General features: G+C 40.9%; 27 protein-coding genes, 1 other RNA gene, 1 pseudogene and 1 other annotated feature. Of the genes and pseudogenes, 18 read left to right on the forward strand and 11 right to left on the reverse strand.

What is annotated here, in order from left to right; all coding sequences use genetic code 11:
• Window positions 1-149: 149 nt before the first annotated feature.
• On the reverse strand, window positions 150-1736 hold the full coding sequence (serA, locus tag N1I80_RS06645; protein WP_340737114.1) for a phosphoglycerate dehydrogenase: 1587 nt from the start codon (window positions 1734-1736) through the stop codon (window positions 150-152).
• 156 nt (window positions 1737-1892) lie between these two features.
• Window positions 1893-2120 (reverse strand) — a binding site (T-box leader).
• Window positions 2121-2326: 206 nt separating this feature from the next.
• Here serA and N1I80_RS06650 point away from each other — a divergent pair.
• Both N1I80_RS06650 and N1I80_RS06655 read left to right on the forward strand, forming a co-directional pair.
• Window positions 2327-3334 carry an LLM class flavin-dependent oxidoreductase gene (locus tag N1I80_RS06650; protein WP_340739983.1) on the forward strand — a complete coding sequence of 336 codons (1008 nt, stop codon included), beginning with the start codon at window positions 2327-2329 and terminating at the stop codon, window positions 3332-3334.
• 148 nt (window positions 3335-3482) lie between these two features.
• Complete coding sequence (locus N1I80_RS06655; RefSeq protein WP_340739984.1) at window positions 3483-5510, forward strand: prolyl oligopeptidase family serine peptidase; 2028 nt, start codon at window positions 3483-3485, stop codon at window positions 5508-5510.
• 98 nt (window positions 5511-5608) lie between these two features.
• On the opposite strand, the gene N1I80_RS06660 is transcribed toward N1I80_RS06655, so the two are convergent.
• On the reverse strand, window positions 5609-5890 hold the full coding sequence (locus N1I80_RS06660; RefSeq protein ID WP_340737115.1) for a late competence development ComFB family protein: 282 nt from the start codon (window positions 5888-5890) through the stop codon (window positions 5609-5611).
• A 255-nt stretch (window positions 5891-6145) separates the two neighbouring features.
• Window positions 6146-7156: a M23 family metallopeptidase gene (locus N1I80_RS06665; RefSeq protein ID WP_445683696.1), complete on the reverse strand. Its 1011-nt coding sequence runs from the start codon at window positions 7154-7156 to the stop codon at window positions 6146-6148.
• Window positions 7157-7462: 306 nt separating this feature from the next.
• Between N1I80_RS06665 and N1I80_RS06670 the strand changes: the two genes are divergently transcribed.
• Together N1I80_RS06670 and N1I80_RS06675 are read left to right on the forward strand one after the other, a co-directional pair.
• Window positions 7463-7780, forward strand: coding sequence for a thioredoxin family protein (locus N1I80_RS06670; protein WP_340737116.1), 318 nt, complete (start codon window positions 7463-7465; stop codon window positions 7778-7780).
• Between the two features lie 173 nt (window positions 7781-7953).
• Complete coding sequence (locus N1I80_RS06675; RefSeq protein ID WP_340737117.1) at window positions 7954-8658, forward strand: gamma-glutamyl-gamma-aminobutyrate hydrolase family protein; 705 nt, start codon at window positions 7954-7956, stop codon at window positions 8656-8658.
• Window positions 8659-8738: 80 nt separating this feature from the next.
• Here the strand turns inward: N1I80_RS06675 and N1I80_RS06680 are convergent, their stop codons facing one another.
• From N1I80_RS06680 to N1I80_RS06705, 6 genes are all read right to left on the reverse strand, one after another.
• On the reverse strand, window positions 8739-9464 hold the full coding sequence (locus tag N1I80_RS06680) for a glycerophosphodiester phosphodiesterase (protein ID WP_340737118.1): 726 nt from the start codon (window positions 9462-9464) through the stop codon (window positions 8739-8741).
• A gap of 403 nt (window positions 9465-9867) precedes the next feature.
• Complete coding sequence (locus N1I80_RS06685) at window positions 9868-10425, reverse strand: DUF1273 domain-containing protein (RefSeq protein ID WP_340739986.1); 558 nt, start codon at window positions 10423-10425, stop codon at window positions 9868-9870.
• A 103-nt stretch (window positions 10426-10528) separates the two neighbouring features.
• Window positions 10529-11290 (reverse strand): hypothetical protein, encoded by a 762-nt coding sequence (locus N1I80_RS06690; protein WP_340737119.1) that lies wholly within the window; start codon window positions 11288-11290, stop codon window positions 10529-10531.
• A 37-nt stretch (window positions 11291-11327) separates the two neighbouring features.
• Window positions 11328-11600, reverse strand: coding sequence for a hypothetical protein (locus tag N1I80_RS06695; RefSeq protein ID WP_340737120.1), 273 nt, complete (start codon window positions 11598-11600; stop codon window positions 11328-11330).
• Window positions 11597-12160 carry a hypothetical protein gene (locus tag N1I80_RS06700; RefSeq protein ID WP_340737121.1) on the reverse strand — a complete coding sequence of 188 codons (564 nt, stop codon included), beginning with the start codon at window positions 12158-12160 and terminating at the stop codon, window positions 11597-11599. The genes N1I80_RS06695 and N1I80_RS06700 overlap by 4 nt, the downstream gene beginning before the upstream one ends.
• Window positions 12161-12251: 91 nt before the next feature.
• Window positions 12252-12905 carry a hypothetical protein gene (locus tag N1I80_RS06705; RefSeq protein WP_340737122.1) on the reverse strand — a complete coding sequence of 218 codons (654 nt, stop codon included), beginning with the start codon at window positions 12903-12905 and terminating at the stop codon, window positions 12252-12254.
• Between the two features lie 275 nt (window positions 12906-13180).
• Here N1I80_RS06705 and N1I80_RS06710 point away from each other — a divergent pair, with 275 nt between their 5' ends.
• Together N1I80_RS06710 and N1I80_RS06715 are read left to right on the forward strand one after the other, a co-directional pair.
• Window positions 13181-14263 (forward strand): hypothetical protein, encoded by a 1083-nt coding sequence (locus N1I80_RS06710; protein ID WP_340737123.1) that lies wholly within the window; start codon window positions 13181-13183, stop codon window positions 14261-14263.
• Between the two features lie 248 nt (window positions 14264-14511).
• Entirely contained in the window at window positions 14512-15150 is a 639-nt protein-coding gene (locus tag N1I80_RS06715) for an exosporium glycoprotein BclB-related protein (protein WP_340737124.1), read from the forward strand.
• A gap of 263 nt (window positions 15151-15413) precedes the next feature.
• Here N1I80_RS06715 and ssrS read toward each other — a convergent pair.
• Together ssrS and N1I80_RS06725 are read right to left on the reverse strand one after the other, a co-directional pair.
• Window positions 15414-15605, reverse strand: a non-coding RNA gene (ssrS, locus tag N1I80_RS06720) — 6S RNA.
• A gap of 67 nt (window positions 15606-15672) precedes the next feature.
• Window positions 15673-15942, reverse strand: a complete 270-nt coding sequence (locus tag N1I80_RS06725; protein WP_340737125.1) for an AbrB/MazE/SpoVT family DNA-binding domain-containing protein — start codon at window positions 15940-15942, stop codon at window positions 15673-15675.
• Between the two features lie 224 nt (window positions 15943-16166).
• On the opposite strand from N1I80_RS06725, the gene N1I80_RS06730 reads away from it, so the two are divergent.
• From N1I80_RS06730 to N1I80_RS06785, 12 genes and pseudogenes are all read left to right on the forward strand, one after another.
• Window positions 16167-16646: a metal-dependent hydrolase gene (locus tag N1I80_RS06730; protein WP_340737126.1), complete on the forward strand. Its 480-nt coding sequence runs from the start codon at window positions 16167-16169 to the stop codon at window positions 16644-16646.
• Between the two features lie 63 nt (window positions 16647-16709).
• A complete protein-coding gene (locus tag N1I80_RS06735; RefSeq protein ID WP_340737127.1) occupies window positions 16710-17582 on the forward strand; it encodes a YitT family protein in 873 nt (290 codons plus the stop codon).
• Window positions 17583-17819: 237 nt separating this feature from the next.
• Window positions 17820-18269 carry a GNAT family N-acetyltransferase gene (locus N1I80_RS06740; RefSeq protein ID WP_340737128.1) on the forward strand — a complete coding sequence of 150 codons (450 nt, stop codon included), beginning with the start codon at window positions 17820-17822 and terminating at the stop codon, window positions 18267-18269.
• Window positions 18270-18299: 30 nt separating this feature from the next.
• The gene (locus N1I80_RS06745; RefSeq protein ID WP_340737129.1) at window positions 18300-18860 is read left to right on the forward strand and encodes an NUDIX hydrolase; all 561 of its coding nucleotides are present in this window, start codon (window positions 18300-18302) and stop codon (window positions 18858-18860) included.
• A 41-nt stretch (window positions 18861-18901) separates the two neighbouring features.
• On the forward strand, window positions 18902-19099 hold the full coding sequence (locus N1I80_RS06750) for a hypothetical protein (protein WP_340737130.1): 198 nt from the start codon (window positions 18902-18904) through the stop codon (window positions 19097-19099).
• Window positions 19100-19114: 15 nt separating this feature from the next.
• Window positions 19115-19465: pseudogene (locus N1I80_RS06755) on the forward strand (DUF402 domain-containing protein); the annotation flags it as partial.
• Between the two features lies 1 nt (window position 19466).
• Window positions 19467-19979: a GNAT family N-acetyltransferase gene (locus N1I80_RS06760; protein WP_340737131.1), complete on the forward strand. Its 513-nt coding sequence runs from the start codon at window positions 19467-19469 to the stop codon at window positions 19977-19979.
• Window positions 19980-19987: 8 nt separating this feature from the next.
• Window positions 19988-20569 carry a nucleotidyltransferase family protein gene (locus N1I80_RS06765; protein WP_340737132.1) on the forward strand — a complete coding sequence of 194 codons (582 nt, stop codon included), beginning with the start codon at window positions 19988-19990 and terminating at the stop codon, window positions 20567-20569.
• Window positions 20570-20579: 10 nt separating this feature from the next.
• Complete coding sequence (gene dnaN / locus N1I80_RS06770) at window positions 20580-21710, forward strand: DNA polymerase III subunit beta (RefSeq protein ID WP_340737133.1); 1131 nt, start codon at window positions 20580-20582, stop codon at window positions 21708-21710.
• Window positions 21711-21803: 93 nt separating this feature from the next.
• A complete protein-coding gene (locus N1I80_RS06775) occupies window positions 21804-22619 on the forward strand; it encodes a DUF2785 domain-containing protein (RefSeq protein ID WP_340737134.1) in 816 nt (271 codons plus the stop codon).
• A 270-nt stretch (window positions 22620-22889) separates the two neighbouring features.
• Window positions 22890-24116 (forward strand): RNA-guided endonuclease IscB, encoded by a 1227-nt coding sequence (gene iscB / locus N1I80_RS06780; protein ID WP_340737135.1) that lies wholly within the window; start codon window positions 22890-22892, stop codon window positions 24114-24116.
• 103 nt (window positions 24117-24219) lie between these two features.
• Complete coding sequence (locus tag N1I80_RS06785; protein ID WP_340737136.1) at window positions 24220-24870, forward strand: SIMPL domain-containing protein; 651 nt, start codon at window positions 24220-24222, stop codon at window positions 24868-24870.
• The last annotated feature ends 43 nt before the right edge of the window (window positions 24871-24913 follow it).

Here is a 24913-nt window from a genome sequence, read left to right on the forward strand (position 1 = left end):
GAGTCGCTGGTAATCTCGCGTAACTCGCCGGTAAATCCCTAAACTCGCTCGTAATTCCACACCCATACCCAGCTCAACCCGATAAAAAGCCCACTTCACCGCCCGAAAGCATTCTCGGGGGTGAAGTGGGTTTCTTCGTTTAATATATCTTACAGGTCAATCGCAATAACGTCGAAAATATCTTCAAGTTCTTTCAATCGCTCAACATTTTCTTTTTCAACATGATGATCGACAGTGAGCATCATGATAGCATTGCCGCCAACAGTTGATCGGCCGACTTGCATTGTTGCGATATTAATATTTTCTACGGCAAGCAACGTGCCGACACGTCCGATTGCGCCTGGTTGGTCCTTATGTTTGATGAACAGTAGGTGGCCTTCAGGGCTAATGTCCACTAGGTTGTCGTCGACTTTGACGATGCGTGCACCTAGTCCGTTCAATAGCGTTCCAGAAACGCGGCGAACGCCGCTTGCTGTTGTGACTTCGACTGTCACTAAATTAGAGAAGCCTTTTGTCGTAGATGTTTTATGTTCATTCACCTTGATACCAAAACGCTCTGTCAAAAACTTGGCATTGACGTCGTTGACATGATTACCAAGATTACGTGTCAGCAAGCCTTTGAGCGTGTTGCGTGTCAATGGACGAACGTCTGACTCGGCAAGATCACCTGAGTAGTAAATGTTCACTTCTTCAATCACTTTATTAGACAGACGAGATAAGAAGATTCCAAGTTTCTCTGCTAAGTCAAAGAATGGCTCGATTTTAGCGAGTACTTCTTTTGATACAGATGGCAAGTTCACGGGATTACGAACTGTACCAGCGCTGAAGTAGTTGACGACATCGCGGCTGACATCAATCGCGACGCTTTCTTGCGCTTCAACGGTGCTTGCGCCTAGGTGTGGTGTCGCAATGACTTCAGGTAGCGTCAGTAGCTTGTGACCAACGAATGGCTCTGTTTCAAAGACGTCAAGTGCAGCTCCTGCTACTTTTTTCGAGACAATTGCATCGTACAATGCATCTTCGTCGATAATACCGCCGCGTGCACAGTTAATAATTTGAACGCCATCTTTCATGATTTCGAACGCTTCTTTGTTAATCATATGCTTTGTTTCTTTCAATAAAGGCGTGTGAACGGTAATGAAATCAGCAGCTCTTAAGACTTCCTCTACTGTCCCTAACGTAATGCCCATCTTCTTCGCTTTTTCTTCTGACAAAAATGGATCGTACGCAATGACGCTCATCCGTTGTCCTTTAGCTCTTGCAGCTACTTCTGCGCCAATGCGTCCCATACCAATAACGCCAAGTGTTTTATTTTTTAATTCCACACCGATGAATGATTTACGATCCCATTCGCCATTCTTTAATGAATTAAAAGCTTGTGGAATTTTACGCGCAAGTGACATGAGCATGGCAATCGTATGTTCAGCTGCTGAGTTTGTATTACCATCAGGAGCATTGACAACGATAATTCCTCTTTCGGTTGCTGCATCTAGGTCGATATTATCAACACCAACACCAGCACGTCCAATGATTTTTAAGTTTGTTGCTGTCTCGATGATTTCACGTGTGACTTGTGTTTGACTACGGACGATTAAAGCGTCAAAGTCTTTGATTTTTTCTGCAAGTTGTTCAGGTGTATTTGTTGTGTCGATGACAATGTTGAAACCTTCTGCTTGTCGTAAAGGGAAGATACCATCTTCGCTAAGTGGATCACTAATGAGTACGTTAAAAGCCATTTAAATCATTTCTCCTTCGTGTATATAGATTTGTTGTGCTGCTGCAACGCCTGTGCCTAGTGCGATATTCTTGCCGATTTCAATCATTTTGGTTAGCAGTTAATCACTCCTCCTATTTTAGGAATAAAAAAAGCCTTCCGTCCCTTACAAGTAATTGTAAGGGGCGAAAAGCTAGATTAGCTCACGCGGTACCACCCTGATTTACTGTCCACATTACGACAGTCTTCGTTAGCATGCTTAACGGGCATGGGTCGGATTGGCCTACTGTGAATTTCAGCCTATCTATTCCGGAGTGCTACTTTACGTTGAAATCACTGATTTGCACCATCCATCAGCTCTCTTGAGATCTCATCACCTAAAGCATGTCTCCATCATTACAGTTGGAATTGTTATTGAATTTAGAACTTATCATAACAAATGATAAACAAATGTCAAGCGTCTTTTTTGCTTTAGTGCGTTAAATCGCTAAAAAAGTTTTTTGTAAGCGCTTTATACTGAATTCATTCAAAAAAAGAGAGAATGGAGTCAGTTTGGTAGAGGAATTTTGTTAGTAACGGTATCATTTTGTATGACGATGAAATAAGGAGTGCATTCACATAAAAACATTTAATTCGATTCCATTATCTGTGTTGGATCTTGCGCCTATCAATGCGGGGAGCAACGCCAGTCAGTCGTTTAAAAATAGTGTAGAGTTGGCACAACATGTAGAAGACTGGGGATTCAATCGTTACTGGTTGGCGGAGCATCATAATATGCCGGGTATAGGCAGTTCCGCGACATCTGTGCTGATTGGACATATTGCTGGCGCGACAAAACGTATGCGTGTTGGCTCTGGAGGCATTATGCTACCTAATCACGCACCACTTGTTATAGCTGAGCAATTCGGTACGCTTGAATCGATGTATCCAGGGAGAATTGACTTGGGGTTAGGGCGTGCTCCTGGTTCGGATCAGGCGACGGCTTATGCACTGCGCCGAACTTTGCAAAGTACGGGAGATGATTTCCCAGAACAGCTGGCGGAGCTACAAGCGTATTTTGAACCGAATCGTGTAGCACGTGTTCGCGCATTTCCTGGCGAGGGTCTCGAAATACCGATTTGGCTTCTCGGTTCAAGTGGCTTCAGTGCACGGCTTGCCGCACAGGAAGGCTTGCCATTTTCTTTCGCCAGCCATTTTGCGCCGGCCTATGTATTACAGGCTTTGCAGCTGTATCACCAAAACTTTAAGCCATCGAAATTTTTACAAACACCTTATGCTATGCTTGGCGTTAATGTCATTGCAGCAGAAACGGATGAAAAAGCCCACTGGTTGGCGACTTCACAACAGCAGCAATTTCTGAGCTTAACAAGAGGTATGCCCACACAATTACAGCCGCCGATTGATAATATCAACGAGGTGTGGTCAGCGCAAGAACGAGCATCTATTGAGCAAACACTCGATTCGCGTTCAACAATTGTCGGCAGTCCTGAAACGGTTAAACGAAAATTGGAGAGCTTCATTCAAGAAACAAAGGCGAATGAATTGATCATTAACTCGCAAATATTTGATCAGCAAGCACGTTTGCGTTCGTATGAAATGATTGCAGAGATGATGGACTGAATTTATCAAATAAAAGAACCACGATTCATCATAGGATTGTGGTTTTTTTATTTATGTAATTAATTCAGAAAAGTTATTCAAGTAAGTTAGTATTGTGGTAAAATATAGTTGAAATCCATTGTTGCAAGGGGGAACTGACTTGAGCATTATGACAAAGAGAGAAGACGTTATTGATGATTATCATGGCACAAATGTGACAGATCCATATCGATGGCTGGAAAATCCAGATGCAGCAGAAGTGAAAGAGTGGGTGGATGCGCAAAATGAAGAGACTCAGGCTTTTTTAGCGACTTATCCAGAGCGTGAAAATATCAAGGAAAGGTTGACGAAATCTTGGAATTATCCGAAATACTCTGTGCCGCAAAAAGAAGGAGATTATTACTATTTTTATAAAAATGATGGTTTGCAAAATCAAGCCGTTTTTTATCGGACAATGGATTTGGAATCTGATGCGCTTGAGGTTATTATCGATCCTAATATGTTGAACGAAGAAGGAACGGCTGCCATTACCAATCTTGCATTTACGAAGGATGGTCATCGATTAGCTTACGGAATTTCATTGAATGGCAGTGACTGGCAGGAAATTCGTGTGCGTGACTTGCAAACGGGAAAAGATGAGCCTGACGTTATTAAGTGGTGCAAATTCAGTAGCATTGCTTGGAATGAAGAAGGCAGTGGCTTTTATTATAATCGTTTTCCAGAGCCGGGAACTGTGGATCCAGAAGATGAGAGTAATTATAATCGCGTCTATTGGCATATTGTTGGTACTGCGCAACAAGACGATGTATTGACGTATGAAGATACTGTAGATAAAGGGCTGTCTTTCAACCCGTTGTTTTCCGATGATTATCGTTATTTGATTTTATCAGTATGGAAAGGGACAGAAAATAAGAGTCGTATTTATTATCGTGATGAGCAATCTGATGAGGGTTTTGTGCATTTATTGGCAGATGATGATGGGGAATACACTTTTATTGGCAATGAGGGTAGGCTGTTTTATTTCACGACGAATTATCATGCGCCGAAGGAGAAAATCATTGCGGTGCAGTTGGATAACCCAGAGAAAGAGCATTGGGTGGATATTGTTGCTGAGCGCGAGGATGTTTTGACATTCGCACAAATTATTAATAAACAGCTCGTTGTTTGCCATTTGCATAATGCGCATGATCAGCTAAGTGTTTTTGATTTGGAAGGCAAGTTAGTAAAAGAAGTGCCGCTACCTAGTTTTGTGTCGCTGGTAGGTGTGTCTGGCAAGAAGACGGCAGCGACGATGTATATTGGTTATACGTCTTACTTAGTGCCGACGACGATTGCACGTTATGATTTTGCGCAGGATAAGCTTGAGCCTGTGTTCCAACAGTCGACGCTGTTTGATGAGGAAGGTTTTGAAACGACGCAGGTATTTTATCCGTCGAAGGATGGCACGCAGATTCCGATGTTCTTGACGCATCGCAAAGGATTGGAATTGACGGGCGACAATCGCGTGCTGTTGTATGGTTATGGTGGTTTTAATGTCAATTTAACACCAGCATTTTCGCCGTCGCAGCGTATGTGGATTGAGGCGGGTGGCGTGTATGCCGTTGCTAATTTACGAGGTGGTGGAGAATTTGGTGAGCGATGGTACAAAGCAGGGACACTGGAGCATAAGCAGAATGTCTTTGACGATTTTATCGCAGCGGCAGAGTGGTTGATTGAACAGAACTATACGAACAGCAAAAAGCTTGCGATTATGGGGGGCAGTAACGGTGGATTGCTTGTGGCAACCTGTGTCACGCAACGTCCGGATCTGTATGGAGCTGCACTTTGTTTAGTTCCTGTTACGGATATGCTGCGCTATCATAAGTTCACGGTTGGCCGTTATTGGGTGACGGATTATGGCAATGCGGAAGCAAATCCAGAGCATTTCGAGTTCATGTATAAGTATTCACCACTTCATAATGTCAAAGAAGGCGTCGAATATCCACCAACACTTGTGACAACCGCGGATACAGATGACCGTGTTGTTCCATTGCATGCGATGAAGTTTGCCGCAACCTTGCAGGCGGCACAGCAAGGTGAACAGCCAATTCTACTTCGGGTTGAGAAGAATGCGGGACATGGAATGGGTAAACCGACTGTGAAAATTATTGAAGAACAAACGGATATGTATTCGTTTTTATTTAAAACGTTAGGATGAAAAATGCCTGGCACCGATGGAATTTGGTGCTAGGCATTTTTTAATTGGAGAGTATGGGACCATTGGAGGTTACTGTAAATCGTTGCAAAGTTGGGCGATTACGTTATTTTGTTCGCGCAACGTGGATTTTGGGATACAATTTTAGCTGCCTTTGTAACGGCCGCTAAAACGTTTGTACTGCTTTGTCGATCTGTAAGATGAGGAACTCGTGCGTATGGGAGATTTTCACTTTTAACAACGTAATGAGGTCGTAAATTATTGAGTGCTATCGCCATGATATCGTTGATGCATTGCGGACAGTCACAAAATAGTTTCAAATTCACTTTTTGCCTATCAAGTGATTCATAGACAACTTCTTCCATGATGTTATGAAATCTCATTCCTCGTCGCCTCCCGTTGATTTTGTTATTCTTTGTGTCTAATTATATCATCGCGCATTTACTTTGCCACTAATTTGAATATTCGTGACAGTTATGTTCGGGACGACAGAGTAAGTGGCTGTCTAGTCAGTCTATTTACAATAATAAAGCAGGCGGAGAAAATAGTTCGTTTCTCTCTGCCTGCTGCTTTTATGGGGGTGGTCGGGCTTATGCGGTAGTAAATTCGTCTGAACGGTAGTAATCGCCCACAACTGTTCATTTTCTCGCTTTGTCTTGCCGTTCCCAAATCTGGAGCGAGGGATACGGATCAAAGGCCCATTCAATTCGCCCATTATATTTGTACATGCCGTAATGTAGATGGGGAGGGAAACGGCCGGAAGTACCTTCTTTCCCATAGCCAGAACTACCGACAAAGCCGATAATGGTTCTTGGTTCAACGATATCGCCGACTTTAATATCCTTATTGAAATAAGCTAGATGGGCAAAGTAGTGGTACGTATTATGCGTGTCACGAATACCGACTCGCCAACCACCGAATTCATTCCACCCCATTATTTCAATGACGCCATAGGAAGTGGATCGAACGGGCGTCCCATATCCGGCAAAAAGGTCAGTGCCTTCATGGATTCTGCGACCACCCCAGCCTCTGCTCGCACCCCATGTTCCTTTGTAGCTGTAATCGTAGTTTGTGGGAACTGGAAAAGCATGCTCATCCAACTCTAATGTTTCAAAGTGTTGGTATAATTTGGCGATGGCTATGATTTGGTTGACGGTTATTTCACGCCTGTAATAATCCCATAACGCCAATTTGAAATCATCTTCGGTTTGTCCATAAGCGCTTAAGAAAGTCGCCATTGTGGAGAGGATATCTTCTGGATTGTTTGGATCAGCAATGCCATCACCATTACCATCCTGCCCTTGTCCATCGAAGAAAGCGATAGATGCAGGGGATGTATCGGTTTTATTGGGATTGAGAGCGCCGACCCAATAATCCTCAGAATATTGAATGGCGATAGGTCCATCTCTTTTAGGAATATCAGTGCGCACTTGTTGGATATTACGCTCAAATTGATCAATAGCAGCCAAGTAGTACCAAGGAACGGCCATGCTATCAAATTGTAAATACAGCTGCATGCGCTGTTCGTTCGGCGTTTCTTCCTTAGCCACCACAACGGTGTAAAATAATAAAGATAACATGATGATATACGTCGGTAATAAAACCCAGTGACGCACGATAAAACCTCCTTTAATCCGTTTATATAGCATCCCCCAATCGGAATTATTTATGACCATTAAATTTTTTTGAGCCAAGTTCACTGAAAATATGAAATAATAGTTTGGGTAATGATACAATGAGATTGTCTTAACTTGAATCAGCAAATGTTTTTGCTGATTCAAGTTAAGCCTCCGGCGGATGTCACAAATTTTGAAGGGAGTTGTGGAAGGCAACCTAAGTTCGCCGCTTCCTGCGGCAATGGTTGCATACCCGCGTCCTGCGGGCACAATTCAAAATTTGGACGCAATTATGCCTCCGGCGTAATTGATTAAATAAAAAAATAGGAGTGATTTTAAATGGAAAAACTACAATCAATGGAACAATTTGAACAACTGAAAAATGAGGAGCGCACAATTTTTATGTTTTCTGCTGATTGGTGCTCAGACTGCCGTGTGATTGAGCCGATTTTACCTGGTATTGAAGCGGATTATCCGGAATATACATTTATACTTGTGGACCGGGATGAGTTTATCGATTTGTGTGGAGAACTTGATATTTTTGGAATTCCAAGCTTTATCGGCTTCCATAGCGGAGTAGAAGCGGGTCGATTTGTGAGTAAGGATCGTAAAACACAGGCAGAGATTGAGGAGTTTATTAATAGCCTTACAGCATAATTTAGCATATTTAGGGAATGGGAGAGTGCGCTATCTAAAACCATCACGTCCTGTGGCGCGGTGCGAACTTTGACTTAGCGTGGAAAAATCGGTCAATGCGTCTTGGAGAGGCACTAAAAGTATGATTTTAGGTAGACAAGACTTGCGCTGACAATGACTAGGGGGATTTATGAATGAAGCCGATAATTGGGATTACGCCAGATGTGGAGAAAGATGATAAGCACTTCTTGAATAATGATAATATGCAGGCAATTATCCGTGCAGGGGGAGTGCCCCTCATTATTCCGATAGGTAATGGGGAGAACATTGCGCAAATAGTCGGCTTGTTGGACGGCCTTTTGTTGACTGGAGGAAATGATATTAATCCGATATTGTTCAATGAAGAGCCACACACGCACCTGGGTGAGGTTTCGCCAAGTAGGGATTTGTTTGAACTCGAATTGGCCCGACAAATGCTAGCAGCAGATAAACCGATTATGGGGATTTGCAGAGGGCTTCAATTGTTGAATGTTGCCGTTGGGGGGACGTTGTATCAGGATCTTCATCAACAAAACGAAGGGCCGATGCTTCAGCATTTACAAAAGTCGCCTACTACGTATCCGAGTCATTTTGTTCAATTGGCAAAAGGGAGTTTGCTCGCGGAAATTGCAGGTAGTGAACGCATTCAAGTGAATTCATTTCATCATCAGGCGTTGAAAGATGTGCCTTCGGTGTTCAAAGTTTCTGCTAGCGCGAGTGACGGCATTATCGAAGCTGTGGAAAGCGTAGATAAAAAATTTGTACTTGGTGTCCAGTGGCATCCTGAATTGTTAGCAACAAAAGGGGATGCAGTTTCTCTACGGATTTTTGACAGGTTTATTGGTGCATGTGTGAAATAAAGGCAACACTTTGACTGAACTAAGCAACGTTTCCATGAAAATGCACAACGTATCGCAAAAAAGCCGAGCTCATTATGTGCTCAGCTTTTTTCATTCAAATATATCATCATCTTTTCAGGGAAATCCGTAAAAATAGCACTAACACCGACATCTTGCAGTGCTTGGGCATATTGCGCTTCATTGACAGTGAAAGTCCGTACTGGAGTACCACTTTCTAACACTTGTTGAATAGATGGGCGCAGTGCTGTCGGGAAAAACAGATGCAGGGCATCCGCAGGAATGGCCCGCATATAATCGAGGGGCTCCACCAAAACCTCCATAAATAAAGCAGCAGTTTCTAAGTGTGGTGCCAGTTGTTTTACAGTACGAATGGCTTCGTGATCAAAAGATGACAAGACGACTCGGGAATCAAGACCCATCTCGCTTACAATAGCTAGTACTTTCTCCACCATGCCCTCATACGGAAAGATATCTGATTTCAGTTCGATATTCAAATGATGGTGTGTCTCGGTAAATAGTTGAAGTACCTCGTGTAGAGTTGGGATCGTTTGCCCTGTGAAATCCGGAGAAAACCAGCTGCCGAAGTCAAATGTTTTTAATTTCGCAAGTGTCATGTCTTTGACATAGCCTGTTCCGTTTGACGTCCGATCAATTCTTTCATCATGGATGACCACAAGTTCACCATCTTTTGTTAGATGAACATCGAATTCAACGCCGTGTATAGCGAGGTGTGCGGCTTCTGTGAAAGCAGTGATTGTATTTTCGGGATGTGTGCCAGATGAACCACGGTGCGCGTAAATCTCCATATATGAACCACCCAATCGTTTTTTTATTTTATTGTAGTATGTATTGGAAAATGAAGCAAATGGCCATTGGAAAAGGGATGCTCTCAAATTGAGAACACCCCTTTATTTTGTCGGTAACATTAAGTTTTGAATGTAATTTTTCATCCCGAATGATCGGGGAATAATTTCCTTAGAAAGGTTTATCTTTCAGTGCCGCGGTCATTGTTCCACTGGGTGTTCTCTAACCTAAGCAACGCAAACCCTACCTACTTTTGCGTCCTTGCGACCCTATAGTCGCGCCAGTGTGAATAAGTATTTTCAAAAACATTCGTAGAATGCCAGATATTCAAGTCTTACAGTTACCTATTTGTTAACCGATTAACTATATCATGGAAAGTTTGGGCTGTCAAATGAATTCCGTAAATCAGTGCCATTCACTTAGCTGTTCGTCTTCTGCGATGACTTGCAAATCATCGGCGGTGATGGTGAATACCTGGTAATCGGAACGTTCAGCATAGCTTTCCGCCGCTTTTTTAACAAATTTCGGTGAGCCATCGTTCTCATCATCATAAATAATCAATATGCCATCGGAATTACGCAAAAAAAACTTATCTTTTTCGATAAATTGCCAGGGGGCTTCGTAAGGTCTTTTTGTGAGGCTTGTATGGAAATCTGCTAGGGCAACAATCCGGTGATATGTTTCTTTTTTCATGTCATTCCAATTTTTCTCCTGTTCCAGGAAGGGGGTGATAACGGCATATTTTAAATCGGTGTATTCTTTTTTTAAGTCAATGACAACTTCGGCAGCCCATAGTTCAGTGCCTAATTGTCCGCTAATAATAACCCACTCTAATCCTTCATCTATCAAGGTTATGAGTCGGTTCTCTAGTGCTTTTTTTATAAATCGAATGCCAGGATGTTTGTCGTCAAATATGCCAAGTTCATGTTGTTTGTAGCCTGTAACGACTAAGCGTTTTACGATATTGTTCACCTCCGACAACTACAATACAGTAGGAAACCGATTTTGAATGATTAATAAGCCTTTATATTACCAGAAATCCAATGCAGTGAGATAGTATTTTTGCTTATTGATCGACTTTCGAAATTTGTCCACTGACACCAAAGATCTTAATTTCATCAATTTCAACTGTGAGTTGTTCTATTTTATGCTCCAATGTATGAAGTGCGAGAAGTTTAGCGGCCAATTGTTCTTCGTATTCAAACGATTGGCTAAGTAGTTTTTTGATTTGTAGATCGACTTGCATAAGTACTTCAGTGTCTATCATAGGGGCGTTATTCTTGACTACCAGCTTGTCGTTTTGTTCTTGTATCGCCGATAATTTATGGCGAAGTTGTTTAATCATACTATTTTTTTCATCAATATCTTGTAGTAAATCCTGTTTCGCTTGATCAGGCTCAGAACGTTTTTGAGTGGAAATCGATAGTCGATTGATTGCCGACTGAAGTGGTTTATTTACCTCTTGAATATGATTCGCAAGCCTATATTCAAGTTGTTCAATCATCGTCAGGACGCTTTTTGTTTGCTGTAGGGTATCAATGGTTGCCATCTGTTTTTTTTGTTGGACCTCATACGAATGGATGCGCTCTTTATAATCACTCGTTCGCGTCACTAATTCTTTATTGAGTCTAAATAAATCCTCGGCGAGTTCATTTTTTTCAGCTGTTAATTGTTCATTATCATACGTTAATTTTTCTGCCAAGGAGTAGTAGTAATCACTTTGAACTTTGTTTACTTCGTTTTTATATTTAGCTAATTCGGCTTTTAAATAGATGATGGTTTGCTCCAGTTGTTGTGAGTTGTTATGTCTGGTGTTTTCACTAATCATGTCCATACCTCCTAATCGTAGCTATTTCCGAGGCAAATTAAGGTCTTTCCTTTAGGGACGTGATGAGTTCTTCAAAATCTTTTTGATTGTCTGCGATAATTTGTTCGAGTACTTCTACAATTTTCACTTGTGAATCGACTGAAGTACTCTGTTCTGCATTGATCAACAGATGGTTCATCAACATATTTAGTGTATCTTTTTCTAAAAAAATAAAACTATTATCATTTTCTTGTTTATCTTCTTTTCTGTTGTTAAGTTGGTCTTTCATAAACTGGCGTATTACTTGCTCATTTTCATGTAGATTACTCATTTTTCGACCTCCAGTATAGGAATGGTGCCGTTAAGATTGATGGGATTAATGACAGCGATGCCATCTTTCAATTGATCGCTATATGTAAACCCCATAATGCTACCGGCATAGGATTTTGTAGGAGACCATTTTATCTGGAAATTTGAAAATGAAATCGTCTCATTTGGTTCGATGGATGCGTTGCCTAAAGGTTTAAGCCAAAATTCCTCTGTGTTCGTTTTTTCATTTATTCGTTCCCACTCACTGGCATTTTTCAATGACTGTTTGAAGTTTTCATAAATATAGCGTCCGGAAAAAGAGAATGGAGACTCTTCAGGGACTTTTATGCATATATAAGGATTTGTAATTGGCTGACTACCAATATTATGTACATGATAAGACCCAAGGCACAGGCTCTCTTGTTCTGACTCGTGGGAAATATTTAAGGAATAAGTAAAATAGCTTATGATATTTATTTTGTTAGGGTTATTCAAATTAGCTATTTTTTTTTTAATTTCCTCTAAGTAGCTTGTTGTTTGTTGATGAAGTTGGGTAAGCTTTTGTTCCACTTCGTTATTCATTCTTCTTTCCTCCTAATCAAAAAATAAAGAGAGGGGGGACCCTCTCTTTATAATATGTTTGGTGCTTACTCATTATTACCATCAGCCGACATCAGTGGCAGCAATTGCCGCCGGCGTCGGGAAAAACAACTGAGCATTGTTGTGGACGTGTTGGCGGGGCACAACCTGATACGATATCGGCCCTTGGCTCACAGAAGTCAGCTAAGAATTCAACCGTAACTGGGAATGTCGATTGGATGCTTTGGCAAGTAGCTACAGAGATAGTGAGTGCTGAAAAAGTGATTGTACCTTCGCCTGCAATGAGCGTACCAGTCGTACATACAAAACAGTCTAGATTGGTGTACGTCACTTCAACGTCTGTTCCGACTGGCGCACATAAAGTGACTTGTTCACAACGAGAAACTGGGATATCCGCACTTGTCAACGTCATCCCATTTGGGAAAGTAAGGATAACCGTGACAACAAAATTCTTTTGAATATTAAGCTGTTGAAGGCATACGTTTTTTCCATCAATGCAGAATGGACGATCTTCGCGATGTAGGATAACGATTGGATTCGACGCGGCTGGAGCTACGTCACATGTAACGGTTGCACCTGCTAAACTTGTCGCTGTTGTAACTCCTGGAAATGGAATGGCTCCTGTTGGAGAAATATCAAACGACTTTTCTTTAACAATCCAGTCATATACCTTATCGACATTAATACAAATTAGTTCCTTGCCATCACACGGCTTTTTTTCTTGCATTTTTGCAGACACCTCCAAATTTTTTATCTTTCACCCGTAGCATATGATATGGATAAATGAGTGTCTGGGCGCGGAAATAACTTATTGGGATATTTTCAAAATTTCGTTTAGTAGAAAAGAAAGTAGTACAAACATTATTTTAGGAGAGATAGCGCCTCCTAAAATTCTGGCACTTTATCTTATTGATATTTGGCGTTAAAGGTGACAATTTGTCACGTAATGAAAGCCTGAGTAATAGAATAGGTATGTGTATGTACTGTAAAGGGGGAATAGTGATGGCAGATGCTAAGTTATACTCCGCTCAAGACATTGAAAATTTAAAACAGAAAATTGCAACCTATAGAGATACCTTAACGACATTGAAATCGGGAAACACAATTGATGACTATCTCATCATGAAAAGCGAATTGACCGGCTTTAAAATGCAAGCCTCGCATTTAGAAGAGGTAATGGGGAGACTTAATGACAAACAAAGTATGCAGATAGAGGAGTATGAGCAACAAATTGAAACTTTTTCACAACAGATAGGCTCACTTAATCGAACTGTCGAGGAGTTGAATAAAGATCTTTCAGTAGTTATGGATCAATTAGTAAATGATCGTACAGGAAATGTGAATACTTCTGTTGTCGGGCAGGACTCAGTGAATACTCATTATAATGCGGATGTTGTAGAAGTAACTCCTCAATTGGAAGAGAAAACTCCCCTATCTTCGATTCAGCAGCCGAATCGCCCACCCTCATATAAGCATCTGCAAAGTCTTATAGCGAGGGCTAATGATATCCAAGAAGTTCCGAGTACTGGAACGCCAACAGCAAGTATCCATCAAAAACCTGGTAAACCAAGTTTCCCGTCGATTGGTAGTCATCCAAATCAAATCTATAATGGTCTGAACAGGAATATAAATATGAAGTCCACCGTTCATTTCAATAATATTTCTACAAAGCAAGCCGTTCCAACGAGAAGTGACAATCTGGTCCCCCCTACACCACAAGCGACTGCAGAGCTAGAAAAAAATGAGGTAGTGATAATATCTCCTGAGGAAGCGCCTCATATAGCAGTAATTGAAGAGGAAGTGCCTCATATAGCAGCGATTGAAGAGAAAGTGCAACATATAGCGACAGTTGAGGAGAAAGTACATCATATAGAAACAATTGAGGAGAAAGTACATCATATAGAAACAATTGAGGAGAAAGTACATCATATAGAAACAATTGAGGAGAAAATCCAGCACGGAGAGAAAATGGAGAGGGAAACGAATCCAGAAACTTTAATTGAAAGACCTAATGAAATGAAGCGTCAACAACATAAAAACAAGGAAACATTATCACTGCTCAATTTTTTTCGGAGGAAATCTTAAGTATGCGTTTGGTGAACTACAAAAAATGAAAATCGCTGTACTCCATTATCTACAACCACGTTGACTTAGTGTCGGGATGGTTGTTTTTTCTTGAAAATCATGAGATGGCAATAGCTACTAGTTAGACGGATGTCTCACAAAATGTCCGTGATACTGTAACAAAATAAAAACTGCTAAACACAAGTAGTTGATAGCCCGTCCGCCCTGCTGCTGGCTTGAATAGGATAGTGGAGAAAGGAGGTGTTAATATGACTTGTAATCATGGATGTAATGGATTTCATCCAGGAGCTTGTGGTCCTAGAGCGGGTGGCAATGGTATGGTCAATTGTAAGAACTTTGGACCGTTTAATGCGATTGACGCAGCTTGTATAGTACCGCCAGCTATTACTGGTTCGGTCATTCCGTTCGCTTCAGGTTTGACTCCAGTTATTTTGACTACTATTGCCGGTGATTTAGTTAGTACCGGTAGTTTAGTTGGATTTGGTACAAATGTACCGACTGTGGGTATTCTTGGTACTACAATCGACTTGACTGGTCTGTTAAACGAAGCTTTTTCAGTTCCACGAGCAGGTACGGTAACAGCTATTTCTGCAGCTTTCACTGTAACAATTGCAGCTTCACTCCTCGGAACTACAACGGTCACTGCACGAATTTATCGTGCACCAGCGGGAAGTACGATTTTCACTGCTACAGATGTGGCTGTTAATCTGGCTCCGGATATTGGTCTGGTAGCTGTAGGCGGTATAGTTGAGGGAACATCCTCGAATTTCCCACCATTATCTGTAAATGCGGGGGACCGTTTGTTAATGGTGCTTTCAACAACTACAACGGGACTTCTAGGTGGAGTAATAACAGGTACGGCAAGTGCAGGTATCACGATTGCGTAATTGGTAGATGCAAAGATCAAGAGAAAATATACGAAACGAATGATTTCTTTCTGCAAGCCAGCCCTTTTCATGTAAACGGTGAAAAGGGCTTTTTGTATTTCTGCCGGGAATGACAGTTAAGTCAATATGAAAGTTGTTAATAAATCACAAGAAACGTTATTGATTGCGCAGAATTTTAACCCCAATGACATTTTCATAACAAAAAAACACCACCCTCTACAGGATGATGTTCACTCATAAACCTTATAGGTATAACATTTAAAGTAAAAGCCGCCTTTGCCGTACGGTCTTAGAAAGTTTTAAACCACCACTCCTCAAAGTGGGTGTTCGCAGAAATAATCCTGTATGTCCTCGTTATCGAAAGAACGAAGCGTGCCATTCCTATTTCTAGATAAAACTCCCGTTTACAGCTTAAAGGTTAAAACTTAATGTTGATACGAACAACGCAGCTTCTAAACATAGTGTACATCAATTGCGTTATGTTTTCAAATGAAATAGTTGGAAATATTGTGGACAAACACTTCAGCTATGCTTCGCTATTTCTGCTAATACAATCTCGGCGCCCCTTGGACTTAAATACATACCATTCGAATACATCTTATTGTCAGGTGTGATCTCGCCTGTGACGATACAAGCTTCGTTGACAGAATACTTTCGTAAAATAATTTTGTCCTCCTCTACAAATATCTCCATGGGAGAACCCGTATCTAGGTGGAGTGTGTTTCTTAATTCTTTCGGTATTACAATTCGACCAAGCTGGTCAACTTTTCTTACGATACCCAAGCTTCGCATAATACTCTGCTCCTTTAAGTTGCATATTTTACACTACTTATTTATATTATACTAGAAAAAAATAATAAGTACAAAGAAATTTGTAAATTCTAATAACTATAAAAGTATCTAGGGATATGTTGTTTTGTAAGCTCTGTTTTTTCTAATTATACTATTTCACTGTCAGGCACTGTAACAACGATTATACTAATAGAGTACCACATTTTGAATAGAGGAGAGCGAGCATGACAGGGAATACACACATCGTAGGCGGCATTGCAGCAAGTCTTGCTTATGCACAAATTGCCAATCATGACCCGGTTCTAATGTTGGGGGCAGGGGTGATTGGCGCATTACTGCCAGATATTTGTCACAGTGGCAGTAGGATTGGACGGAAACTACCGCTGTTATCAAAGTTGATCAATAAGGTATTCGGCCATCGTACATTTACACATAGTTTGTTATTTTTGGTGGTGGTTGCAGCATTATTGAATGCATTTATTCCGAATGAGGCAGTGAAAGCCGGATTTTTAGTCGGGATGGCTAGTCATTTTGTGTTGGATATGGCAACGAAAAAGGGGATTAAATTATTATTTCCACTTCGCATGACAGTCCGTTTTCCAGTAACAACGAAAACAGGCAGTAAGATTGAGAGTATCGTATTCGGTGTTCTCGCACTACTATCTTTTTATTTTGGATATGAGGCACTTAGCTTTTATTTCTAAAAAGATGATGGCGCAGCTATTTTTTGTTAAAATAGAAAGGTTGAAAGTGAGGGCATATGTAAAATGGCGATACAACAATTAAAAAAAACAATCGTATTTGAATATATCCAGATTATCCTGGGGGCTGCGCTGGTTGGACTAGCCTTTAATATATTCTTCCTGCCAGCACGACTCGCGGCCGGTGGTGTTTCAGGGATTAGTACGATTGTTTACGAACTTTTTTTATTCAACCCAGCGTATGTACAGTGGCTGATTAATATTCCTCTTTTAATCCTTGGGGTTGTCCTTGTGGGTAAGGAGTTTAGTTTGAAAACACTTGTTGGTACATTTTTTGTTCCGTTTGTCATTTGGTTGACGGCAGATATAACACTTTCCGTCGATAATCCATTGCTGAGTGCAATTTACGGCGGAGTCATGCTTGGTGTTGGGCTTGGTATAGTTTACCGAGGAAATGGCTCAACAGGCGGAACTGCTTTGATTGCGCAATTGGTGAAGAAGTTCACAGGACTATCAAGTGGTTTTGCGCAACTGCTCGTTGATGGGCTCGTTGTTCTTACATCAGCATTTGTCTTTAACTTTGAGCTTGCGTTGTATGCGATGATTGCCATTTACGTGACAAGTAAAGTGATTGACTTTGTCCAACTGCAAACGTCCCCGACGAAGCTAGTGATGATTATTACGGATAAAGAAGAGGAAGTCCAAGCCATTATTAAAAATGAAATTAACCGTGGTTTAACGAAGATTAAATCGATTGGCGGCTACTCGAATCAAGAAAAGACGATGATTCTTTGTGTCGTGGAGCAATCAGAGGCTGTGTATTTTAAAAAGGTGCTTCAAAAGCTTGAACCAACTTCATTTGTCATTTTCTTGAACGCATCAGAAATTCTCGGTCGTGGTTTTTCAAGAGCGCAAGTGGATGGAGATGTAGAGAAATAGCTATCGCAAAATAACTCACTACGTGATAAACGTATGTGGGTTATTTTGTTTATGGGATAAATGGAGGTTTTTTTAATGAAGTTGTTGAAAGGTACAAGTAGGAATAATTACTTTATCTGAACTCAGATAAAGCCTCCGGCGGACGTCACGGATTTTTAGGGGGGCTTTTCGAGCAAGCTCGAAAAAAATCCGGACGCAATTATGCCGGGGCATAATTGATTAAAGGGAGGAAAAGCAATGACATTTACAGTAGAACGGGTTGAGGATTTACAGGCGATTACAATTTCTCATTTAGTCAAGGAAAGTGAAACGGAAGGCTATCGTTTTTTATCACGTTTGGTTAACGATTTTCAAGATGGTACTAATCGGTTTAACAAACCGGGGGAGGCCTTATTCTCTGTTCAAAATGAAGCTGGTGATGTTGTTGCGATTGGTGGTGTCAATCAATCACCTTTTTCCGATGATACACAAGTTGCGCGTTTGCAAAGGTTTTACGTGTTAGACGATGCAAGGCGGCAAGGTCTTGGATCTCTTTTGCTCAAACAAATTATCGACCATTCTCGTGGTGTTTTTAATGAAGTGACTGTTCGAACAGAATCCTCGAAGGCAGATGCTTTTTATCGATCGAATGGCTTTGAATTAGATAATTCTGCTTCAGAAACGACGCATGTGATGACGTTGGGGTAAATTATTGGGAGAAATTGAGGAGTTTTATGAATGAAGAAATGGAAAACGATCAAGTCAACATATCATTATAAAACCCCGTTTGGCAACTTAAGACAAGATACATGCCAGTTGTCAAACGGTGTCATCATTGATGATTATTATGTTCAGGAATATGCCGATTGGGTAAATGCGGTTGTACTCACGAAAGATCAGCAAGTACTTTTGGTGGAACAATATCGGCATGCAGGTCAGGATTACTTTTTGGAGATTCCAGCTGGGAAAATTGAAGAAGGCGAGTCTCACGAAGAGGGGATCGTCAGAGAGATCCGTGAAGAAACCGGTTATATTTCAAAGACGAAACCGATAAAAATGGGTGAGTTTATGGTGAATCCAGCTACTCAAACGAACAAGATAGTTACTTTTTTGATTATGGATGCCTATAAGGAATACGAGCAGGAGTTAGATGAAACGGAAGAGATTGATGTGAAGTTGTTTTCTTTTGATGAGATTGAGAAGATGATTCACGAGCAACAAATCACTCAACTTTTTTCAGTGAGTGCTTATTATATGGCCAAGGATTTGTTGAGGGAAATGGGGAAATATGATCTCTGATTTAGAAAATCTGTGAGTGGACAGATGAAATGGGGTTGCTGATGCTGAAACGGAAATTCGGCAGTAGATATGACTGGAAACGTGTAAAGGAGAGGGCGTATACTGAGCTTTTTATTGAAACGGAAGCTTTTAAGGGCTATGTGACTCTTCTTCATATGAGGGAAGTAAGGGAGCCCCTTTATATGAGCTATGAAGGTAGGACGATTTGTCTTGCCGATCACGGCTATTATTGGATGTAACATTTTCCGGAAGGACAGCAATATTCGATTACGACAGTGTTCGATTCTACTGGAAGTATTGTGCAATGGTATATCGATATTTGTAAAGAGATAGGCTACTGCACGAAAAATGGCCCGTGGATGGATGATTTGTATCTGGATCTTATTGTATTGCCAACGGGGGCAGTGATTGAAAAGGATATTGATGAGTTGGAGGCAGCTTTAACGAACAATGAGATTTCCGGTAGTGAATATGAATCTGCTTGGGCGGAGTTTAGAAGGCTGAAAGTTTTATTGGCAGAAGAGCGTTTGAAATTAAAGGAATTGACGGTACCTCATTTCAAACTACTAACTCAAATGCTGAACGACAAGGAAGGGGATAGTTGATGTGTTCATTCGAAAGGCGGAATTAGCAGATGTGGTAGGTATCGCGAAAGTCCATGTGGATGGCTGGCGGACGACATACAAGGGAATTGTGCCAGATGCGTATTTGAATAATTTGTCGTATGAAAGTCGTGAGCAGATGTGGATGAGTGGTGTAAAGCAGAATAACGTATACATAGCAGAAGATGAGGACGGTCAGATTGTGGGATTTGCTTCTGGTGGTAAAGAGCGTACTGGTAAATATGAAGCGTATGTGGGCGAGTTATATGCGATTTATCTATTAGAAGGGCAGCAAGGGAAAGGGCTAGGGCGAAAGCTTATCCAGATAGTCGTGGACGATTTGAAAGAGAAGAAGCTGAACTCGATGCTTATTTGGGCACTCGAAGAAAACCCTGCTTGCCGTTTTTATGAAAGGCTTGCTGGAAAGCCAATTGACACTGCCGAAATTGAAATTGAAGGCAAGGAGTTGAGTGAAGTCGCCTATGGATGGAATGACCTTGCTAATTGGAGGGGATGAGAATACTGATGTTTATTCAAAATGAAAAAGATGTCATTGCCCTCATTCAGGAAGACGAATGGATGATGGACCTATTAGCATGCGCCAAATCATTGAATTTACCTGATTGGTGGATTTGTGCGGGATTTGTTCGATCGAAAATTTGGGACGCGCTGCATGGTTTTGATGAAAGAACTCCAATGCCTGATATTGATGTGATTTATTACGATGCAGAGAATGTTGAAGAAAGCGTTGAAAAGAAACATGAGGAAGTATTGAGAAGGCTACTTTCAACTATCCCTTGGTCAGTCAAAAATCAGGCGAGGATGCATATCGTAAATAATAGTTCACCCTATTCTTCATCTGTGGATGCAATCGGAAAATTTCCTGAAACGGCAACAGCTTTGGGTGTGAAGTTAGATGAGAGAAGCAATGTCATCTTGACGGCGCCTCATGGTATACAGGACGTTGTCAATTTGATAGTGAAACCGACTCTTTATTTCTTGGAATCGGAGGATCGAATGTTGATGTATGAGAAAAGGGTTAGAAAAAAGAATTGGCAAGCTACTTGGAACAAAATTGAAGTGATGGACTTTGGGCCGATTATCTAGGAGGATATGTATGGATTTTAAAGTGAATTGTTCTTTATTTACAAGTGCGATGTCTGATATTAATAAAGTTATTTCAACAAGAAGTGTTATTCCGATACTTTCTGGAATAAAAATAGGGGCCAATGAAAATGGTTTAACGTTAACAGGAAGTAATTCGGATGTCTTTATAGAAAGAACAATTCCTTCTTTAATTAATGGGGAAAAGGTTGTGGAAATAAGCGAGTTTGGGAGTGTTGTTGTTCTCTCCAAGTATTTAAATGAACTACTAAAAAAATTACCTGATGATATTCATATGAAAGCAGAATTCAATGGTTCAATCACAATTAAATCCGGGAATATTGAAACGAGGCTAAATGGTTTTGATTCGAATGAATACCCAAAGCTCCCGGAGATGGATTGTGACAATAACGTGAAAGTCCCGTTTGGAAAATTAATGGAGGCTATAAAAAAAACTGTGTTTGCAGTTTCTAAAAGCGAGTCTAGACCTATACTAACCGGTGTGAAAATGGAGTTTGAACAAAATAAGCTAATTTGTACCGCGACGGACTCACATAGATTAGCGCGGAGGGAAGTACATATAGAATCGGACATACAAGAATCATTCGTCGTTCCAAGCACGAGCCTGTCTGAATTGATGCATCTAAAGGAGTCTGAGTCTTCAAACGTTGATATTTATTATACAAATAACTTTATCGTATTTAAGACTGTTAACAGTTCACTTTATTCGAGGTTAATAGAAGGTAGCTTTCCAAACGTCCAAGCCCTAGTACCTTCAGAATCAAAATCTACGATAACAATTAACACGAAAGGACTAATGGAGGGAATTGACCGAGCTTGTGTATTTTCGACTGAATGGAAAAATAACAACGTGAACTTAAAAATTGTAGATGATGCAAGGATTAAAATAGCATCAAATGCTACGGAAGTTGGAATGATTGAGGAATATCAAGAAATAATAGAAATTGATGGGCAGGACGACATCCAAATGACTTTTGATGGTCGCTTTATGCTAGATGCACTGAAAGGGATACAAGAAGAAAACGTGACAATAAGTTTTGGTGGCATGATGAAGCCAATTGTCATTAAGCCGCAGCACAGCGTGGCTTGTTTGCACCTGATCTCGCCATTGCGGACTTATTAAAATAAATGTAGTTAAACGGTATCTATAGATAATGCAAGGCTAAGTGAATGCAAAAAACATGTATTCAACACGAATGGTAGAGGAGAAACAGTAATGTTGACAACAACACTAGAAAGTTACCTAGATGATAGAATATCGGAGCTAACTTTGGAAGTTAGGCAAGAGATGTTGAGAGAGATTGGCAATCCAGATAGTTATTTGCGTGATCAATTAATATATGGGAGCTTCGGAAAGTTGATTTTTTCGGAGCAATTAAATGCCGAAGAAATTCAAGCTTTACTTGGAGCAGTCATACAGGAAGATTACCTTTGCTATGGACTTGGTGAGTCTGGAACAGATTCTGTGTTTACACGATCCTTTTCTGCACTTGTCATAGCGGCGACTATCGAATACGACATAGAGAAAAAAGTTGTGCAACAAGATCTGGTGCAACAGACTGTACATACTGTTATTCACTATATGATGGAAGAAAATGATACACGTGGTTTTATTGAAGGAAAGGGATGGGCACATGCCATTGCACATGGTGCGGATGCATTGGATGCCTTAGCCAAACATCCTTTCCTTCCAAAAGAAGACGTCAGTCGAATTCTTCAAGTAGTTCAACATTGCTTATGTAGGCGAGTGGATTATTTGGATGAAGAGGAGGAGCGGCTGGCAATCATCATCGCTTCCTTGCTAGAGCGCCAGAATGCTGAGCAGGATATCCAAGCCTGGATTGAAGGATTGACTAGAATGGTCGAGACGCAATTGGATGAAAATGCAGGGGCAATTGATGCCTATCATACTAAACGGACAGTAAAGAATTTCTTGAAAGCTGTGTATATCATGCTGAATTCAAAAGAAATTGGTGTAGAGAGTAACAAGGATATTTTTCAAGTTCTAGAAAAATGGATGTACCTTCGTTAGAGGCCATCGCAATTATCTTTACCTAACATTGTGCATAGTATCTAGTCAATAACCCACGACTGAAGTCGCAGGCTTGTAAGAGCCTTAATTGACTAGCCTAAGTCTTTACTGACTACGTTGTTTGTGTCATGACACCATAGAATGCCAACTCTAGTTCTATGCAACTGTCGCGTGTGGATTAAAAGCTCTGAGGGAAAGGAGCGGTGTTCCACGTCAAACAAGCACTTACAACATTGGCGAAGAGTACTTGACTCGAAGGAGGTAAACGATATGCTCGTTTACGTACTGAACAAACATGGACAACCGCTTATGCCTTGCAAGCCGCAAAAAGCGCGTAGGCTACTACAACAAGAAAAAGCGAAAGTTGTCCAACGAACACCTTTTACCATTCAATTGCAATACGGCTCTAGCGGTTACAAACAGCCAGTATCACTCGGCGTAGATGCCGGAACCAAGCATATCGGACTTTCAGCTACAACAGAAGGCCATGTCTTGTTCGAGGGTGAAGTCAGGCTACGTACTGATATTCAGGAGTTATTGGCAACTCGCAGAGCTTTGCGAAGTGCTAGACGAAGCAGGAAGACTCGCTATCGTCAACCACGCTTTCTCAATCGTAAGAAAAATAAAGGGCGGCTCGCTCCATCCGTTCAAAACAAAGTAGATATGCACACAAAGATGATTGCCAAAGTGCATAAGCTTCTTCCGATTACGCATGTAACGATTGAAGTTGCGCAGTTTGATATTCAAAAGATTAAGAACCCAACTATTTCGGGTGATTTGTATCAAAAAGGAGACCAACTTGGCTTTTGGAATGTAAGGGAGTACGTATTCTTTCGCGATAAGCATGTATGCCAACATTGCAAAGGCAAAACAAAAGACAAGATTTTAAATGTTCATCACATCGAAAGTCGAAAAACAGGTGGTGACGGTCCAGATAATCTATTGACACTTTGTGAAACGTGTCACAACAAGATTCATCAAGAAGGAAAAGAACATCTGTTTACGCGTAAAAGTGCTTCGTTTCGTGATGCATCTCAAATGACAGTGTTGCGATGGTTTATTCATCACCAAGTGAAAGAACTGTATCCTCACGTTCAATTAACGTATGGATTCCAAACAAAAAATACACGTATCCATTATGGTTTAGAAAAAAGTCACGCTGTGGATGCAAGATGCATCAGTGGAAATCCGCTTGCGGCTTCATCTAGCAATACCTATTTTTTCAGACAAGTACGAAAAAACAATCGCCAGCTACACAAAATGACCATCGCAAAAGGTGGCTATCGAAAAGCCAATAAAGCAGAACGATTCGTTAAAGGTTTTCAACTGTTTGATAAAGTTCTTTTTGAAGGAATCGAATGTATCGTGTTTGGTCGAAGAAAAACAGGTTATTTTGATTTACGCACAATAGATGGGGTAAGTATACACAAAAGTGCAAGCTTCAAAAAGCTACGAGTAGTCGAGAAAGCTAGTACGCTGCTCGTTCAAATAATTTAAAAAAGGGAGGTGCAGGCTGGCGGAAACTCACGACTGAAGTCACGAGTTTCCGCCAGCCCAAATCTTTATGAAACTAAATCCAGGTTAGGAAAGGTGGAGGACAATGTATTATCCTTATGTACAGCAATTCACTAGCCAGCAACGCCGAGTTATGACGGTTACGGGAATTGGCAATCTCTCGGTTGCACCAGATACTGTTCAAATTCAGTTAGAGGTACGTACGGAAAATAAACAACTGAGTCAAGCGCAGCAGGAAAATACTGCTGCAATGAATCAAGTCATTGCGTCATTATTACAATTAGGAATTAGCAGAGAGAATATCCAAACGGTTTCTTATAATGTTTCCCCTCAATATGACTATGTTGAAGGCAAGCAACTGTTTAGAGGCTATGAGGTAACAAATGCAATCACTGTGAGAATCACTAACATTGGGCAGGTAGGAAATGTGATAGATGTGGCTGTTCAAAACGGGGCGAATAACGTATCCAATATTCGGTTCACGGTTGGAGATGAACAATTGTACTATCAACAAGCATTGAGCCTTGCATTAAAGAACGCTTTGGCAAAAGCACAAACGATGGCTGATACAATGCAACTTCAGTTTGATACTACGCCGATTAAAATTGTTGAGGAGCATAGGGCGGAGTCGGTAGCACCACGAATGTATGCAGCGAAAGAAATGAGCGTATCTATGCCGATTGAACAAGGAGAAATTGTGATTAACGCTACGGTAGAGGTGCAATTTCAGTATTGAAGTATGCCCGTGTCGGATGATGGAAAGGTTTGAAAAGCGCATC

Source organism: Sporosarcina sp. FSL K6-3457 (assembly GCF_038007285.1).
Classification (GTDB): domain Bacteria; phylum Bacillota; class Bacilli; order Bacillales_A; family Planococcaceae; genus Sporosarcina.

Excerpts from the sequence above, each read along its gene's own strand:
- serA (WP_340737114.1), bottom strand. The coding sequence starts at position 1,736 with ATGGCTTTTAACGTACTCATTAGTGATCCACTTAGCGAAGATGGTATC.
- N1I80_RS06675 (WP_340737117.1), top strand. The coding sequence starts at position 7,954 with ATGAAGCCGATAATTGGGATTACGCCAGATGTGGAGAAAGATGATAAG.
- N1I80_RS06715 (WP_340737124.1), top strand. The coding sequence starts at position 14,512 with ATGACTTGTAATCATGGATGTAATGGATTTCATCCAGGAGCTTGTGGT.
- N1I80_RS06785 (WP_340737136.1), top strand. The coding sequence starts at position 24,220 with ATGTATTATCCTTATGTACAGCAATTCACTAGCCAGCAACGCCGAGTT.
- iscB (WP_340737135.1), top strand. The coding sequence starts at position 22,890 with ATGCTCGTTTACGTACTGAACAAACATGGACAACCGCTTATGCCTTGC.
- N1I80_RS06735 (WP_340737127.1), top strand. The coding sequence starts at position 16,710 with ATGGCGATACAACAATTAAAAAAAACAATCGTATTTGAATATATCCAG.
- dnaN (WP_340737133.1), top strand. The coding sequence starts at position 20,580 with ATGGATTTTAAAGTGAATTGTTCTTTATTTACAAGTGCGATGTCTGAT.
- N1I80_RS06655 (WP_340739984.1), top strand. The coding sequence starts at position 3,483 with ATGACAAAGAGAGAAGACGTTATTGATGATTATCATGGCACAAATGTG.
- N1I80_RS06695 (WP_340737120.1), bottom strand. The coding sequence starts at position 11,600 with ATGAGTAATCTACATGAAAATGAGCAAGTAATACGCCAGTTTATGAAA.
- N1I80_RS06775 (WP_340737134.1), top strand. The coding sequence starts at position 21,804 with ATGTTGACAACAACACTAGAAAGTTACCTAGATGATAGAATATCGGAG.
- N1I80_RS06705 (WP_340737122.1), bottom strand. The coding sequence starts at position 12,905 with ATGCAAGAAAAAAAGCCGTGTGATGGCAAGGAACTAATTTGTATTAAT.
- N1I80_RS06750 (WP_340737130.1), top strand. The coding sequence starts at position 18,902 with ATGCTGAAACGGAAATTCGGCAGTAGATATGACTGGAAACGTGTAAAG.
- N1I80_RS06700 (WP_340737121.1), bottom strand. The coding sequence starts at position 12,160 with ATGAATAACGAAGTGGAACAAAAGCTTACCCAACTTCATCAACAAACA.
- N1I80_RS06680 (WP_340737118.1), bottom strand. The coding sequence starts at position 9,464 with ATGGAGATTTACGCGCACCGTGGTTCATCTGGCACACATCCCGAAAAT.
- N1I80_RS06690 (WP_340737119.1), bottom strand. The coding sequence starts at position 11,290 with ATGATTAGTGAAAACACCAGACATAACAACTCACAACAACTGGAGCAA.
- N1I80_RS06665 (WP_445683696.1), bottom strand. The coding sequence starts at position 7,156 with ATGCTATATAAACGGATTAAAGGAGGTTTTATCGTGCGTCACTGGGTT.
- N1I80_RS06670 (WP_340737116.1), top strand. The coding sequence starts at position 7,463 with ATGGAAAAACTACAATCAATGGAACAATTTGAACAACTGAAAAATGAG.
- N1I80_RS06745 (WP_340737129.1), top strand. The coding sequence starts at position 18,300 with ATGAAGAAATGGAAAACGATCAAGTCAACATATCATTATAAAACCCCG.
- N1I80_RS06725 (WP_340737125.1), bottom strand. The coding sequence starts at position 15,942 with ATGCGAAGCTTGGGTATCGTAAGAAAAGTTGACCAGCTTGGTCGAATT.
- N1I80_RS06740 (WP_340737128.1), top strand. The coding sequence starts at position 17,820 with ATGACATTTACAGTAGAACGGGTTGAGGATTTACAGGCGATTACAATT.
- N1I80_RS06765 (WP_340737132.1), top strand. The coding sequence starts at position 19,988 with ATGTTTATTCAAAATGAAAAAGATGTCATTGCCCTCATTCAGGAAGAC.
- N1I80_RS06730 (WP_340737126.1), top strand. The coding sequence starts at position 16,167 with ATGACAGGGAATACACACATCGTAGGCGGCATTGCAGCAAGTCTTGCT.
- N1I80_RS06710 (WP_340737123.1), top strand. The coding sequence starts at position 13,181 with ATGGCAGATGCTAAGTTATACTCCGCTCAAGACATTGAAAATTTAAAA.
- N1I80_RS06660 (WP_340737115.1), bottom strand. The coding sequence starts at position 5,890 with ATGAGATTTCATAACATCATGGAAGAAGTTGTCTATGAATCACTTGAT.